The 14,570-nt window shown below is 44.9% G+C and carries 15 protein-coding genes and 1 riboswitch; of the genes, 7 read left to right on the top strand and 8 right to left on the bottom strand.

Annotated features, from left to right (window positions below; genetic code table 11):
• Window positions 1-4: 4 nt before the first annotated feature.
• Entirely contained in the window at window positions 5-826 is an 822-nt protein-coding gene (locus tag ACTWP7_RS11100) for a SurA N-terminal domain-containing protein (protein WP_443123229.1), read from the bottom strand.
• 391 nt (window positions 827-1,217) lie between these two features.
• Window positions 1,218-1,396, top strand: a riboswitch (Lysine riboswitch).
• Window positions 1,397-1,515: 119 nt separating this feature from the next.
• On the opposite strand from ACTWP7_RS11100, the gene dapA reads away from it, so the two are divergent.
• Entirely contained in the window at window positions 1,516-2,409 is an 894-nt protein-coding gene (gene dapA, locus ACTWP7_RS11095) for a 4-hydroxy-tetrahydrodipicolinate synthase (RefSeq protein ID WP_443123228.1), read from the top strand.
• Window positions 2,410-2,456: 47 nt separating this feature from the next.
• On the opposite strand, the gene ACTWP7_RS11090 is transcribed toward dapA, so the two are convergent.
• Window positions 2,457-3,359, bottom strand: a complete 903-nt coding sequence (locus ACTWP7_RS11090; protein ID WP_443123227.1) for a hypothetical protein — start codon at window positions 3,357-3,359, stop codon at window positions 2,457-2,459.
• A 204-nt stretch (window positions 3,360-3,563) separates the two neighbouring features.
• On the opposite strand from ACTWP7_RS11090, the gene ACTWP7_RS11085 reads away from it, so the two are divergent.
• Window positions 3,564-4,370 carry a LysM peptidoglycan-binding domain-containing protein gene (locus ACTWP7_RS11085; protein WP_443123226.1) on the top strand — a complete coding sequence of 269 codons (807 nt, stop codon included), beginning with the start codon at window positions 3,564-3,566 and terminating at the stop codon, window positions 4,368-4,370.
• Between the two features lie 72 nt (window positions 4,371-4,442).
• Here the strand turns inward: ACTWP7_RS11085 and ACTWP7_RS11080 are convergent, their stop codons facing one another.
• Both ACTWP7_RS11080 and ACTWP7_RS11075 read right to left on the bottom strand, forming a co-directional pair.
• Window positions 4,443-5,510 (bottom strand): branched-chain amino acid aminotransferase, encoded by a 1,068-nt coding sequence (locus tag ACTWP7_RS11080; protein ID WP_443123225.1) that lies wholly within the window; start codon window positions 5,508-5,510, stop codon window positions 4,443-4,445.
• A gap of 216 nt (window positions 5,511-5,726) precedes the next feature.
• Window positions 5,727-6,236, bottom strand: coding sequence for an O-acetyl-ADP-ribose deacetylase (locus ACTWP7_RS11075; protein WP_443123224.1), 510 nt, complete (start codon window positions 6,234-6,236; stop codon window positions 5,727-5,729).
• 97 nt (window positions 6,237-6,333) lie between these two features.
• On the opposite strand from ACTWP7_RS11075, the gene ACTWP7_RS11070 reads away from it, so the two are divergent.
• A complete protein-coding gene (locus ACTWP7_RS11070) occupies window positions 6,334-6,960 on the top strand; it encodes an NUDIX hydrolase (protein WP_443123223.1) in 627 nt (208 codons plus the stop codon).
• A 120-nt stretch (window positions 6,961-7,080) separates the two neighbouring features.
• On the top strand, window positions 7,081-7,986 hold the full coding sequence (locus ACTWP7_RS11065; protein WP_443123222.1) for a ferritin family protein: 906 nt from the start codon (window positions 7,081-7,083) through the stop codon (window positions 7,984-7,986).
• Between the two features lie 87 nt (window positions 7,987-8,073).
• Here the strand turns inward: ACTWP7_RS11065 and ACTWP7_RS11060 are convergent, their stop codons facing one another.
• Both ACTWP7_RS11060 and ACTWP7_RS11055 read right to left on the bottom strand, forming a co-directional pair.
• Window positions 8,074-8,766, bottom strand: coding sequence for an LppM family (lipo)protein (locus ACTWP7_RS11060; RefSeq protein WP_443123221.1), 693 nt, complete (start codon window positions 8,764-8,766; stop codon window positions 8,074-8,076).
• A gap of 791 nt (window positions 8,767-9,557) precedes the next feature.
• The gene (locus ACTWP7_RS11055) at window positions 9,558-10,757 is read right to left on the bottom strand and encodes a DUF819 family protein (RefSeq protein WP_443123220.1); all 1,200 of its coding nucleotides are present in this window, start codon (window positions 10,755-10,757) and stop codon (window positions 9,558-9,560) included.
• Between the two features lie 183 nt (window positions 10,758-10,940).
• Between ACTWP7_RS11055 and ACTWP7_RS11050 the strand changes: the two genes are divergently transcribed.
• On the top strand, window positions 10,941-11,294 hold the full coding sequence (locus ACTWP7_RS11050) for a hypothetical protein (RefSeq protein WP_443123219.1): 354 nt from the start codon (window positions 10,941-10,943) through the stop codon (window positions 11,292-11,294).
• Window positions 11,295-11,354: 60 nt separating this feature from the next.
• Here ACTWP7_RS11050 and ACTWP7_RS11045 read toward each other — a convergent pair whose 3' ends face one another.
• On the bottom strand, window positions 11,355-11,876 hold the full coding sequence (locus ACTWP7_RS11045) for a GNAT family N-acetyltransferase (protein ID WP_443123218.1): 522 nt from the start codon (window positions 11,874-11,876) through the stop codon (window positions 11,355-11,357).
• Between the two features lie 198 nt (window positions 11,877-12,074).
• The gene (locus ACTWP7_RS11040; RefSeq protein ID WP_443123217.1) at window positions 12,075-12,326 is read right to left on the bottom strand and encodes a hypothetical protein; all 252 of its coding nucleotides are present in this window, start codon (window positions 12,324-12,326) and stop codon (window positions 12,075-12,077) included.
• Between the two features lie 388 nt (window positions 12,327-12,714).
• Here ACTWP7_RS11040 and ACTWP7_RS11035 point away from each other — a divergent pair, with 388 nt between their 5' ends.
• On the top strand, window positions 12,715-12,942 hold the full coding sequence (locus ACTWP7_RS11035; RefSeq protein WP_443123216.1) for a hypothetical protein: 228 nt from the start codon (window positions 12,715-12,717) through the stop codon (window positions 12,940-12,942).
• 64 nt (window positions 12,943-13,006) lie between these two features.
• Window positions 13,007-14,455, top strand: a complete 1,449-nt coding sequence (locus ACTWP7_RS11030; RefSeq protein WP_443123215.1) for an esterase/lipase family protein — start codon at window positions 13,007-13,009, stop codon at window positions 14,453-14,455.
• Window positions 14,456-14,570 lie beyond the last annotated feature (115 nt).

The raw sequence follows: 14,570 nt of genomic DNA, 5'->3' as shown, positions 1-14,570 counted from the left end.
TGAATTATAGATTAACTGTAACGTCTGCATCTTCACGAAGCTTCTCTACAAGAGCTTGATATGCTTGGGATTCTTTTTGCTGAGTCAACTGCTGTTTAAGCGTTGGCTTAGCTTCTTCATAGGACGGAAGCTGCTGTTCACTTCCGGATTCTTCTTGCTGAGCTTTCGCATCGTCATACGCTTGTTTAATCTCTTCTTCTGTAGGTTCAAGATCGCCGTTTTCTTCAGCTAGTAACTTGTCTACTTTGACCTGAGTCTGAAGCTGGGATCTAACCTCTTCTTCACTCATACCCTGCTGTTCTTCAATCGTGGAGAAGAACTGTTCTTTAGATTCTACCCCTTGATTGGATTCGACCACTTCGGTAATTCGTTCATTGACTTCTTCTTCCGTTGCTTCAAGTCCGCGGTCATTGGCTTCCTGTACAAGAAGCTCCTGTCCAACTAAACCTTCTGCCGTCTGCTTCTTCAACTGTTCTTGATCAACTTCCTGGCCAGACATTTGAGACTGCATGGCAGCTTGCTGGAACTGGCTTTCGTACGTGCGGGTAAATTCTTCTTTTGGAATTTCTTCGCCGTTGACGGTAGCTACTACTTCAGGCACGCCTTCTAAGTCAGGTTCTGGCATTTGAGGCTGCTCAGAATTTTCGCCCTCTTGGCTGCTGCCTTCGCCTTCCTGGCTGCTTTCACTGTTCTCAGAAGATTCTTCCTGTTGAGCTTCTTCATTGTTACTGTCTCCACCTGATCCTTCATCGTTACCGCATGCTGTTAATAACGCTATGAATAAAGCAAGTGATAAGCTTAATAACCATTTCTTATTCAATGTCATTCCCCTTTCGAATACCTAATGCTTGTCATTGTAACACGTGCCCGCCTACTGTACATCCATCACATTCTCGTGTGTATGCCCATTGTAACATCTGTAATATACCTATGCCCTGTCACAAAGCCTTCGATACCACACCAGTCATCCCGTAATTCTAAATGTGGAATTTTTGTGTAAAAATTTTTTACAGCCAAAATTACTCGTCCTCTTCAGTTTTGCCAAACTGTATAGGAATCTTTCACCTTTTGCGAAATAAATGAGATAATAAATGGATAGTAACTCTCCCTAACTATAACAACTTACATTAAATACCACAAAATATAAACCTTGAATTTTCAAATAAATTATGATACGTTACAAGGAACTAAATATTTTCTTATTTCAATTCTATTGAAGTAAGGATAGAGGTGCAAATTCCAAGAGTACGCATGTGAAGGAGAATGAGATCCTGTGAAACATGAGGAAAGGGGTTTTTGCCGAAGCTGACGGAATCTCATATTCCCGATGCTGGTTCTGATGCTTAAGAGGTGCAGAACTGTCATATAGGAGACTATATGGAGGGCTATCTTAATGCAGGAACGGATATCAAAGTTCTAAGCAGCAGCGAACCCTCGTTGCTGCTTTTTTGTGCTTTACTGCTGCAGAGCCCTCAAACCTCGAACGTATAAAAAACTAAGTAAAGGTGTGAGGTTATGAACTTTGGTCAAGTACTAACAGCTATGGTAACTCCGTTTGATTCAGAAGGAAATATTGATTTTGATGCGACCCGCTCCCTGGTTAATCACTTAATCTCCAACGGCTCTGATGGTTTAGTGATCGCAGGCACAACAGGAGAATCTCCAACGTTAACGTCAGAGGAAAAAGTAAGCCTGTATAAATTTGTCGTGGAAGTCGTGAGTGGCAGAGTTCCAGTTATTGCGGGAACGGGTTCCAACAATACAAGAGCTTCCATTCAATTAACTAAACAAGCAGAAGAAGCAGGCGTTGACGCGATTATGCTTGTGACCCCTTATTATAATAAACCAACCCAAGAGGGCATGTATCAGCATTTTACGACGATTGCCAAAGCTACTTCCCTGCCAATCATGCTCTATAATATCCCAGGACGCAGTGTCGTGAATATGACGCCTGAAACGATCGTCCGCCTATCTCAAATTGAGAACATTGTATCGGTAAAAGAAGCGAGCGGTGATTTAGACGCAGCTTCTGAAATTATCAGTCGTACACCGGATGAATTCACGGTTTACAGCGGCGAAGACTCCAATACCCTTCCGTTTGTATCCATTGGCGGTACTGGAATTGTGTCCGTATCAGCCCATGTGATTGGAAATGAAATGCAGGCCATGATACAAGCCTATCGAAACGGGAACGGCAGCTATGCATCAGCTATGCACCGTACCCTTCTTCCCGTCATGCATGCCATTTTCTCTGCCCCTAGTCCTTCTCCGGTTAAAGCCGCTTTGAACCGAAAAGGCATAGAAGTCGGCGGCGTTCGTTTGCCGCTGCTTCCCTTAACAGAAGAAGAAGCCAATGAGATTGAAACGATTCTGGCTTCTGTTCAGCAAAGAGAACATGCATATAGCTAGTTATATAAAAAATCCCTGTGCTCGTCTAATCGAGCACAGGGATTTTTTTATAATAAGTTCTGATAATTCGTCTGGATGAATTGAATGAGTGTGCCAAGTGTCTGACCTTTAAATTGATCAGGTACAGAGTTCCCATCCGGATCGGCATAATAAAGCGCTCCTACTTCCTCATTGTACCTGTACCCCAATTTTTTAAGCTGGTTCTGCAGTTCCTCAGGCAGCTGTTCCAAATCAGTTTGAGCTGTAAAATAGTCGGTTGGATAGATCCACACATCTACATCCGTTAACCCTGTTTGAACGACAAATAAGTCCTGATCATATTGGGATATCCACTGGTCTTTTGAAAATAAAGAGACGCCTGAACCTTCAAGCGAGGAAATGCCATCCAGGTTTATTCCGAAAATCTGATTGAGTACTCTTCGAATTTCAGGGCCATCGATCTTTTTACCATAAGACGCTAAGTATAAATCCAGTACTTCTAATTTGGATAGTGACGGAATGTCTTCTTCATCTAACCATTTGGGCAGCGATTCTTTCACCCCTTGGATAATTTCGTCCGGATACGTTTGATTTCCCGCTCCCAGCTCAGATATTCGCTCGAGGTCAATCGAATAAATCTGGTTAACGATTCTCGGAATTTCCTTTGCGTCCACTTTTTTGCCATAGGAAGCAAGGTAGCGATCCATGACCTCCACTTTACTCATTTTTTCAATGAGTGAAATCGCTTCGTCGTACCTGAGCGGGCCTTTCATTTCTCGCCTTAGGGTTTTAAATACCTCTCGTACAATCTCCTTCGAGTACTTCAGTTCATCATTTTCCGTCTGATAGAGTTCGTGTTTTAAACTTTTAGCCTGAACCGTAGTCGATGGTAAGGAAAGAGTGGTACCAGACAACATCACAATGGCGGTAACGACCATTATTCTCTTTAAAGCCTGTTGAAACTTTTTCATTATTCACCCTCCTGCACGTTTATTTCGGAATTAATGACAAATCCTCTTTATTGATATCGGCATACTTAAGGTCATCATAAGCTGAATACGTGAAGACGATCAAATTTTAATTGGAAAAATTTAAAATTTTACGTTTAGATTACAGAGAAAACCGAAACACAATAAATGTAACACTTTTGAAATATTTTCAAGGAGGGGTCCTGTATGAAAAAAACTAAATATCTTGCGCCGTTATTAGCAGCGGGAATGACGTTTGGGGTTGGTGCCGGCAGTGCATCAGCAGAGAATTCAACGGTGACCTTTGAACGAGGAGACACGCTTTGGAGTATAGCCCAGGAATACAGTGATGTGGCCGTAGAAGATTTATACAAATGGAACCCGGGAATTGATGCAGATGTCATTCAGCCAGGTTCGAAAATTATAGTTAAAACAGATGAAACCATACGTGAAGAAGAGCCTACAGAAGAGTTCCACACCGTAACTCCCGGCAGTACCATGTACAGCATTGCGAACCTTCACAAGGGAGTTACACTCACAGAATTATTTGAATGGAATCCTGGCATCGACCCTTGGAATCTGCAGATTGGTTCTGAAGTAAGAGTCAGCCCGCCTGATGATCAAGGTTCACAGGAAATTTATCATACCGTAGAACCAGGAGAAACGCTTTACAGCATTGCGAACCTTCATAAAGGTGTAACACTTGAAGACTTGTACGAGTTGAACACGGGCATAAACCCTCACAATCTACCGATCGGATCCGAAGTGCAAGTATATGAGGGTGGGGACAAATCTGGTCCTGTAGCTGATGGAGTAACGAAGCAAGAGGCAGAAACAATGGTCAGGAAATATAAAGATCTGGAAAACGAACCGAATATGAAAGTCGAATACGACCGTATGGTGGATCGCAAGTATCTCGTACACGTCTATGAGGTCGTAGATAACCATACAGCCACATACGGCTGGTACCTCGTTGATCCAAAAACCGGAGACATCCGCAACTATATGAAATAACAAAAAAGAGGAAAAAAAATCCACCTCAGGTCATCCAATATTTGGATGACCTGAGGTGGAATTATTTGTCTATTAGATTTCGACGGTCCAGCCGTGATCGTCTTCTTTTCTTCCTCGCTGGATTCCGGTTACGGTATCATAGAGCTTCTGAGCTACTGGTCCGATCTCATGATTATTAACGACCATTTTCTTCCCGAGCCAGTTGAATTCCCCTACCGGAGAAATAACAGCAGCGGTACCTGCTCCAAATGCTTCTTCCAATTTACCTTCTTCATAGTACTGATACAGTTCCTCAATCGAGATTCTTCTCTCATTCACCGTCCAGCCCCACTCTTTCAGCAGTTCAAGAATAGAGGTCCGGGTAATGCCTCTCAGAATGCTTCCACTTAAAGCCGGCGTCACAATCTCTCCATCAATTCTGAAGAAGATATTCATACTGCCTACCTCTTCAATGTATCGCTTCTCTACGCCATCCAGCCAAAGCACATCAGCATTCCCTTCTTTGCTGGCTTTCGCCTGCGCCTGATAGCCGGAAGAGTAGTTACCGGCTGTTTTAGCCATGCCAGTTCCGCCCTTCACCGCACGTGTAAATTCTTCTTCGACGTTAATCGTGACCGGACGAATGCCGCCTGAAAAATAAGGACCTACCGGTGAAAGAATGATCATAAACTTATACATCTTCGAAGGTGCCACAGCAAGACTCGGCTCCGTCGCTATAATGAACGGACGGATATATAAGGACGTGCCTTCAAATTCCGGCACCCAGTCCCTTTCCAAATCGATCAACTTTTTCAAATAACCCATAACGGCTTCTTCATCAATCGGCGGAATGCTCAATCGTTCGCTGGAAAGATTCAAACGCTCGAAGTTTTTTTCAGGTCTGAACAATAGCACACGACCGTCATCGGTACGATAGGCTTTCAAGCCCTCAAATACGGTCTGGCCGTAATGAAAAATCATGGCAGCAGGGTCAAGAGTCAAAGGTTCATAAGGCACGATTCGCGGCTCATGCCATCCTTTGCTTTCTTCATAATCCATCACAAACATGTGGTCCGTGAAAGTTCTGCCAAAAGGGATCTGGCCGCTATCCGGTTTTTGCTTTCTAAGGCGACTTTCTACAGTAGTTAATGATTGAGTCATAGGACAAATCTCCTTTTCCTGTCTTTGTTTACATCTATTCTTTAAATGAACAAAGGATTAGATATTAGTATTCATTGTACGTGTAACGGCTGGACTTTTAAAGAGCCAGGTCTCCATTTTTAGAAAATTTCAATTAAGGTTCGTGAATGGGTCAGCATAATGACCACCTCAGGTCATCCAGAATCTGGATGACCTGAGGTGGAATATTTTGTAATATTACTTGCTTAGTCGATTTTCGTAGATTTGTTTGTTCTCTTCGTCGAAGCAGACGAAATAGACGTATTCGATTTCTTCGTGCTCCTCTAAATAGTCCTGGACAGTTCGGATTGCAATATCGGCCGCCTCCTCTTTCGGAAAGCCATAAATCCCAGTGCTGATATTCGGGAAAGCCACGGTTCGAAGACCTTGTTCCGATGCCCGTTTCAGGGAGTTACGATAGCAGTCTGCCAGCCGGTCCGCCTCGTTTTTATGACCTCCATTCCAAACGGGGCCAACGGTATGAATCACTTTCTCAGATGGCATGTTTCCAGCTGTGGTCACCACCGCTTCGCCTGTTTCGCATCCGTCAAACTGTTTACTCTCTTCCATAATCGATGGCCCGCCGGCCCGGTGAATCGCTCCATCGACACCTCCGCCACCGGCAAGCTTTTTGTTTGCGGCGTTCACCACCGCATCGACCTCCATTTTGGTAATGTCCCCCTGGATGACTTCGATCTTATGATTCACATGTACCCACTCCTTTTGAATATAATGTAAGCATGTCCGACTTACGGAAGCTTGTTCATTTGTTATAGTAAAGATAGAGAAAGTTTGAGGTGAAGTTATGGATCCGGAAAATCTACTCCATAAAGTCAGCAAGCACACCCCGTCCATCCTTGGAAGTAAAAATTTCGTGAAGTTCGCGATTCTGCTACCACTTATTGAGAAAAACAATGAAACACACGTCCTGTTTGAAGTTCGTTCTCATAAAATGAGAAGGCAGCCCGGTGAGATCTGTTTTCCCGGCGGCAGAATTGATCTGCAGGATCCCGACGCAAAAGCAGCAGCCCTCCGAGAAACAAGGGAAGAACTGGGCATACCTGAACAGGATTTGCTTCACGTTCATCCCCTGGATTACCTCGTTTCCCCGTTCGGGATGATTGTGTATCCTTATGCGGGTTACGTTAACCAGCCTTACAGCGCGGTTGATCCGAATCCGGATGAAGTCGGTGATGTATTTACGGTTCCCTTATCCTATTTAATGGAAACCGAACCAGAAATCCATCACGTGGGATTCGAGGCAAGACCTAAGGAAAATTTCCCTTTTGAATTAATTGAGGGTGGCAAGGATTACAACTGGCAGACGCGCCAGTTTGAGGAGTACTTTTACAAGTATGAGGATAAAGTGATCTGGGGGCTTACGGCACGCATTCTCTCCCACTTTATTGACATGGTTTCTTCTGAAAACTAAGCAGAAAAGCAGCTTCCCAACGCGGAAGCTGCTTTTTTCGTTTCCCATCAATCATGCACGCTTTCCCCAGATAAAAGCATAGGATAGATGAACCTTTACTTACCGGGAGGACCATCATCTATGAATTACTATCCTTATCCTTCGTACCCCCAGGACTTTATGCGTTCCCCAAAAAAGCTCATTCAGGCAATTGAGAAAGCAATTAATGGTGAATACAGCGCAATCTCCTGCTATAAGAAGCTGGCCCAGCTTGCACCGGACAAAATGACTAAAAAACGCATTGAGGAAATACGCAGGGATGAACAGCGGCACTACACAGAGTTCCGCAGACTTTACACCCAATTAACCGGAGGCGGACAGCCGACGCCGCAAATCACCGAGGAATGCCCCGATTCCTTTGAAAAAGGCATTGCCTTTGCCTTCGATGATGAACAGGAAACGGTTGATTTTTATTTAGACATAGCCGATCAGGCTCAGGACCCCTCCGTAAAAGAAATCTTCCGCCGTGCTGCTGCAGATGAACAGAACCACGCGGTTTGGTTTTTATCTTTTCAGATGAAAAGTGGGGGAAATTCGGAAAATGAACGTCAGACGGATGAGGAATTCGGCGCTAAGGGAGCCATGAATGCTTCCACTTTAACCATTCCTGACATGCTTACCTACGCGATGCAGGATGAGTATCTAGCACAGGCGAGATATGAGGACGTTTTAAACACGTTCGGGAATGTTCGTACATTTGCACGGATTAAAGAAGCAGAATTACGGCACATCGCTGCTTTAAATACGCTTTTCACGCGCTATCAGGTACCCTTGCCTGAAGACACCTCCCAGTTCTTTGTCGTCACCCCCGACAATATTAAAAGAGCCTATGGAGCGGGCGTTCGAGGCGAAATCGATAATATTGCGATGTACAACAAATTCTTAACGTACCCGCTTCCTGCTGATATAAGGATGGTGTTTACGCAGCTTCGGGATGCATCGGTGAATCATTTGGCTGCATTTGAGAGAGGGCTCGAGCGAGAATAAAGGGCAGCGCTCCCCACTTCGGTACGATTACCATTACCTTTTTATAAAAAATGCTTCCAAAGGTCTGATCAAGTGCATACTCGGTCCTTACGATGTACGCCTCCTATTCCTAATGACAAAGAACAACACGCCACCTAATAAAAGGACGCCCGCCGCTGTCAGGATAATATTTCGAACGTTCGGAACCGCTGCTTCCACCATAAGTTCTGTGGTTCCGGCGGTTTTAATATTCCACGTTAATGCATTGCCGTTTACTTCATCGGCATTGTGATCTTCAGGAGAAATCGGCAGGTCCAGCGTGAAGGTCAGATCCAGCTGATTGGAGACGAGCTGCTGCATGCCGCCCAATAACCCTGAATTTTCAAGATCCAACTCCCCTTCGACACGGTACGTTTTCGTAAAAAAGCCTTCCTCCACCGACACATCGAGCGGTACATTACTCATGGAACCTCCTGTCCCTGTCTCACTAACGGATCCCATCGAAGGGATCATCTGCATATCACGAACATTTTCAAACGACTGCATGGCTTTAAAACCCTTGTAGCCTTCTTCCGTATAGGATTCGACGGTATAGCCTTGAGCCTCGAGCTCCTCATTGACAGAGCTCAGCATCGTTTCGGCACGCTGGCCGAACTGTTCATAGGTACTCTCTTCAATTCCGAGCGTAATCGTACTTGTTCCGCTGCCATCTTTATTAATTTTCACCCCTACATCTCCCTGTACGCAGGCGGTTAATAGAATAAGCAGACCGGCAGCTATAAGTATCCAGACTTTTTTCACAGTCATCTCCCCTAGTCAAAATATGGTATAGCATCATTATACGTTAAGATAACGAACATTTTAAAAAAAGGCTCTGTTAAACTTTATTGTTGATTCTTCACAAGATTCTTATTGCACAAAAGGGCCGGTTAGCTGAAGACTCAGTTTCGAGATAATTTGGGTCCGTTACGATATTTGGAGAAGGGCTTGTGGAGATATAGCTCGCTTTCCTATGGGGGAACGGTGAGCTTCCTCGCTCGTTTCACTCCCTGCGGGATCTCACCTAGTCCCTTCTCCCATGGGAGTCTCGCCATATCCCCACCAGCCCAACTTTATTAGGGCGAACGGACCCTTCGGAAAGAGAGTATCCTATCTCCTTATCCCGCCTGAAATGCTTATATAACAGGCTATCCAGCGTAGTTCCAGCCTGTTAAGGATATACGCCCATGTTGTTATTTCTTCTCAAGCGGGTGAAGAACGAAGCTGTTTCGAGTTTCTGATTCGGCCAGGTCCGGAGGGGGACGATGAAGACTCCTGTGGGATGAACATGATCGGTAAGATCCCGGAAGGCGAAGCCTGAGGAAGCTTACCACATGCCCACGGAAAGCGAAATCGTCCCCCGGAGGACCTTCCGCTCCTCCAATGTCTCGAAACTGAGTCTTCCAGTATCGGGAGCTTTACTTTAAAGTCAACACGCAAGTTTAATGATCTTAAAAAAAGACCTCATGCGGGGGAGACAATTCCTCCATGCATAAGGTCTCTTTCAGGTGATGTTCCATCACCTTTTCCATTTTTCAAATGAGATCCGGAAATTAACCGCCGGCAATCATCCGTGCAAGCTGACCACAGAGTAGGGCAGCATAGGTGCCGACCACATTACCGAGAATCCCCATCAGTAACCCTACAGGTGCAAGGGCCGGCTGGAATACAGATGCGACAATAGGTGCCGAGCTTGTACCGCCAATGTTCCCCTGTGATCCGACTGCTACGAAGAAAAGCGGCGCTTTCAGCAGTCGTGCGGCTGCGAAGATAAAGATAATGTGGATGGACAGCCAAACCATGCCCATCAAAATAAATTGCGGCGCCTGTACAATATCCATCAGATTGGCCTGGGAACCGATCGCCGTTAAGAACAAGTAGATCCCCAGGTAACCGATTTTACTCGCTCCGTAGTACTCCAGATTCCGTACCTTCGTAAAAGATAGAAGAATTCCTACGGCTGTAATGATCAGGAACGTCCACGTGGACGTGTTCATCACATCAGTCTTTGGAATAAAGGATAAATCTGCGAACAACCGAACCAAATAGGACCCGGCAAAACCGACCGCTATTATACCAAACAGCTGTGGCAGCTGAAGCGGCTTAGCGTTACGCTGAACATCCGTCGCAATTTCCTCGTTCACTTTTTTAATCTGAGCGTTATCTGCGTCATTCCAACGGTTGAAGCGGTCCTGGAAATTAGCAAAAGAAATCATGACACCCATCCATCCGATACCAACCAGCGTATCAGTCAAAATGATCGGACTTAGAATATCGTCGGGTGTATCGAAGGCTTCAATCATCGCACCCATATTGGCAGACCCGCCAATCCAGCTTCCAGCGAGTGCCCCGACTCCGCGCCAGGCTTCCTCAGGAAGAATTCCCTGAAACAGTGCGAAGGCAGCCGGTCCGCCCACAACGACACCAACGGTACCAGCAAGGAACACAAGTACAGCCTTGCCTCCAAGTTTGAAGGTCGCTGGAACGTTTGTACTGATCATTAACAGAAGCAAACCAGCCGGGAGCATATACGTACCCATGAAACTGTACAAATCAGAGCTCTGCGGAATGATTCCGAAAGTGGTTGAAAGCATCGGTAAAAAGTACATCCAGATCAACGGCGGAAGATAGCCGAAGAATTTTTTAATCGGCTTACTGTTTACGGTAGATAACATAAAAACAATGCCGACAATCGCGATTAAATAAGCAAAAATCGCCATTGGTTCTTGTATAAAAGCTTGTCCAATACTCATGCTGCATCTCCTAACTGCAAAATCCTTTGAATTGTCAAAATATTATAGTGATAAAATTTCGCATTTGAGGAGTGTAGCACATATTTCGGACCGACAAAATAAATATGCTTTACCCATTTATGGTGACAAAGAAGCGCATGATTTTTTTACAGCTGGGAGACTCTAAAAGCAGGAGGGATCATCATGGACGAACGCAGCTTATCAATTGAAGAATTCAACGAACTTCTGCAGCAATGGAGCGGAAAGACCATCCGAATTACGAAGCATGAACTCCGTGACCAGGATACCGTATATATGAACTTAGACCACATTGATTATTCGAAAGATACAAGACGGATGGATGATTATGAACCGCTGCATGCTTTACACCTGCACGGCACAGGCAGAACGGAAACGGATGTCCTGAGTGTACAGCCGCTTCCGTCAACCTACTATGAGATTCCTTTGGAGGACTCCACCCAGTACCAGTTTGGCGAGAACCATTTCTCCCTGGTGACGGAGCGGGGAACATATACCATCCAGCTTATCCATTATTAAAGCGCGGCGTTTGTCCCGGACGGACAGGCGCTTTTTTATGTGGATACCCCCTATTCCCCCTTATGATTCATCAAGCATAGAGGCTGCTTTTTCAAATTCATCTTGACTCTCTTGATACTTCTTCTCTTTTGGAGGAAATGATTGATCAAACTCATTTACTTCATCATCGTCCGCTTCCAGGACATCAGAAAAAACCACATAACCAGATAGGTCATCCAGCGCACCTTCATAAAGGGGTAATGCCAGCAATCCTTTAAAGAATTTTCTATCCGGCATGGATATGTTGTATTTTTTACCGCCTGTAAATCCATATGGTTCATAATGATACGGGTATCCTAGTGTTAAAATAGCCCGGTAGTTCATTTCTTTTGCCGCCTGGATAGAGTGAGTGATCAGCTTTCTCCCCAGTCCCTTGCCCTGATAGTCAGGAGCGATAAAAACAGGCCCAAAGCTGACAGTTTGATATTCTTTATGATCCTCGGATACTACCTTTGAGTGAGTATAAAATATACCTCCTGCCACTTTACCCTCCACTTCAATTACAAAGGAAAGTTCTTTAATAAAATCTTCATGCTCCCTCATTTTATGGATCACAAAATGTTCATGGCATCCAGGAAAAATATAAATTCCAAAATGCTTCTCTGGCCAACTCTTCCACTATTCTGTAATCCTGTGGTCTTTCATTTCTTATTTCAACTTGCATACACAATCCCCTTTCCCATTACGACCTTATCTACTTGATTATAGTATGAACAAGCTTCGGATAAAGAAACAGAGTCCCTATCCATTTAATAGAATCAGTAAAATTGCAAATAAACAGATTAAACTAAAGCTGAACGCAATGCCGCCAGCTAGTTTACTGCCTCTCCACCACGATTCAAGTCCTCTAATAATAGTCATGCTAAAAATAATAGTCCCTGGAAGTATAGCGGGAAGTGCTGCGGCAGTGAATCCTGTTACGAACACATAAACCGCTAACGATAGAATAAGTACAATATCAATATTTCGTGTTACTTTAAACTTTCTTTCCAACATACCCCTCCATCAACATAAAGCCCGTAAACCGTTTATTTCATTTTAGTAGAACAGAGATTGATCGTCATGTCCCCTCCATACATGAAAGGAAAAAGAGGTTTTCCATACAGAAGGTCTGGACCGCAGTAAAGCCATGTCGAGGTCTTCAAGGGAACGCCTCCTGAATAGCATATAAATTATTCTATAAATCCCCAATTGTATAAACGTAAACTTGATCCTTACCTCCCTCAGGTAAAACCAAATGGGCATTTATGGTAAAATGAATAAAAAAGGTGTGGATCGTATGAGTAACTCTAAAATCACTGACTCTCTCCGGAGTATGTTTTCGCTGAAAAATACCTGGCTTAGCTGAGTATCGCTCCTAATCAACATGGCGGCCATTCTATTGTTTAACACATTTCTCAATAATGATCCGCCAGGGGAATATATGACCGCCCCTGCAACGATTATTTTTACTCTTTTAGCCCTAGCTGCATTAACCGCCTTGATCGCTTTATTCATCAGTAAAGGTTTTGGAAGATGGATCGCAGTGCTTTCCCTCATCCTGGCATTACCTGTAGCCTTTATACTCTATTTAGCCGTCGCGGTATCAGGCATGGGGCAGCCACATTAATTTTTTGCTGCTCCCTCTTAAACTTCATAAAGATATTGAAATGTTAATAAGGAGGCCGATTAAGATGAGACCAAACCCCGCCAGACGTGATTCATTACCATTCAAAAACAAAGCTTCCGGCACGCCCGGCGAATGGTATCTCGGGGACAAACCGGATACCATCTCCGATTCCAAGCATCCCATTCTATTCATCCACGGATTTAATCGATCCTCAAACACGTGGTATGAAGGCAACGATATGTACGCGACCGCTTACGAGAATGGCTACGAAACTGCCTTTATCGATGTCTATCCAGACCGGAGCATGTGGGAGAACGGCGCTTTACTCGCACAAAAAATAAAGGAAATCTACCAGCATTTTGGAGAAAAAATCGTAGTCGTCGCCCACAGTAAAGGCGGCCTTGATACGCAGGTCGCTCTCGTTCACTATGGTGCCGACCCCTATATCGAACGAATGATCACGCTCGCCACTCCTTATTACGGTTCGCAACTAGCGGATTTAGCCTACAGCCGCTGGGCCAGCTGGCTGGCGAATATACTGGGTAGTAAAAATGAAGCCACCTACTCCCTGCAAACCGGCTACATGAGCCATTTCCGCTCCGAAACCGACAGCCAGCCAAATGCGTATCAGACGCCGTTTTATACCCTGGCCGGCACGAAATGGGGTCGGTTTGGCAGCTCATTATACTGGGGAGGCTTATACTTGCGGGCGTATGGCAGCAATGACGGAGCCGTTACGGTGAAAAGCTCGCGGATTGAATATGCGACTGAAATCCAGGCCGGGGAATGGGACCACACAACGATTAAAGAGGGTTCCTCGACATTCGACGTTTTTGAGCCGTTTTTACAGGAAAAAGCAGCGTCCTTTGCGAATCGTCAGGCCGCGCACACAGCCCATGAGGTGCAGAATCCCGAAGCTGGAAACTACGTGAGCGGCGGAGCATTCACCGGTACGACGAATGAAACCATCCATGTGGAAAAAAGGGTTTATGAATTGACCGTCAACTGGTTGAGTAACCAGGCGGATTCCAACTTAACCCTTACCGATCCTGAGCGGAATGCCCATCCGTATTTCACAACGGGTCAAGATTCAGATGCTTTTTTCGAAGGAGCGTACCATCACACCCTCACCATTCACAATCCGGCATCCGGAACATGGACGCTGGAAGCAAGCTCTGTTCAGAAGGAGCACTACTTATTACACGTCAGCTTCGCGAGTCCGCTTAACGCTTTACTCAGCACGGCACTTTCCAGCGATGACAGGAATATAACAATAAAAACTCATAACTTAGAATACCAAACCAATGTAACGATCGATTATTACAAAAATGGCCAGTTGCAGCTCAGCGATATGAAAGCCAGTCAGGTAAGCAAAACCGACTTCCACGTACCCGACCTCGGCGAAGGTATGTATAATATGACAATGAATATTCACGGAAGCTATGCCCAGCAGCCTTTTCGCCGTACCATCATTCAATCCATTTATGCAGATGACCACGGTAACCTCTACTAAAGCGAATGGAGCGAGGGCCTCTCCGCTCCTGTAACCTTTTGTAGATATTTGTAAAATGATTATCATCTTAGCTTAATGTCCCTGAAACCTCCTTGGAAAAATTCTCTGTTAGACT

The sequence above is a fragment of the Halobacillus sp. B29 genome (genome assembly GCF_052246755.1).
Classification (GTDB): Bacteria; Bacillota; Bacilli; order Bacillales; family Halobacillaceae; genus Halobacillus; species Halobacillus halophilus.
The sequence above is the reverse complement of the archived record's forward strand: the minus strand, read 5'-3'. Positions and strand labels throughout refer to the sequence as shown.

Excerpts from the sequence above, each read along its gene's own strand:
- ACTWP7_RS11080 (WP_443123225.1), bottom strand. The coding sequence starts at position 5,510 with ATGACTCAATCATTAACTACTGTAGAAAGTCGCCTTAGAAAGCAAAAA.
- ACTWP7_RS11045 (WP_443123218.1), bottom strand. The coding sequence starts at position 11,876 with ATGAGGGAGCATGAAGATTTTATTAAAGAACTTTCCTTTGTAATTGAA.
- ACTWP7_RS11030 (WP_443123215.1), top strand. The coding sequence starts at position 13,007 with ATGAGACCAAACCCCGCCAGACGTGATTCATTACCATTCAAAAACAAA.
- ACTWP7_RS11065 (WP_443123222.1), top strand. The coding sequence starts at position 7,081 with ATGAATTACTATCCTTATCCTTCGTACCCCCAGGACTTTATGCGTTCC.
- ACTWP7_RS11050 (WP_443123219.1), top strand. The coding sequence starts at position 10,941 with ATGGACGAACGCAGCTTATCAATTGAAGAATTCAACGAACTTCTGCAG.
- dapA (WP_443123228.1), top strand. The coding sequence starts at position 1,516 with ATGAACTTTGGTCAAGTACTAACAGCTATGGTAACTCCGTTTGATTCA.
- ACTWP7_RS11085 (WP_443123226.1), top strand. The coding sequence starts at position 3,564 with ATGAAAAAAACTAAATATCTTGCGCCGTTATTAGCAGCGGGAATGACG.
- ACTWP7_RS11070 (WP_443123223.1), top strand. The coding sequence starts at position 6,334 with ATGGATCCGGAAAATCTACTCCATAAAGTCAGCAAGCACACCCCGTCC.
- ACTWP7_RS11090 (WP_443123227.1), bottom strand. The coding sequence starts at position 3,359 with ATGAAAAAGTTTCAACAGGCTTTAAAGAGAATAATGGTCGTTACCGCC.
- ACTWP7_RS11055 (WP_443123220.1), bottom strand. The coding sequence starts at position 10,757 with ATGAGTATTGGACAAGCTTTTATACAAGAACCAATGGCGATTTTTGCT.
- ACTWP7_RS11100 (WP_443123229.1), bottom strand. The coding sequence starts at position 826 with ATGACATTGAATAAGAAATGGTTATTAAGCTTATCACTTGCTTTATTC.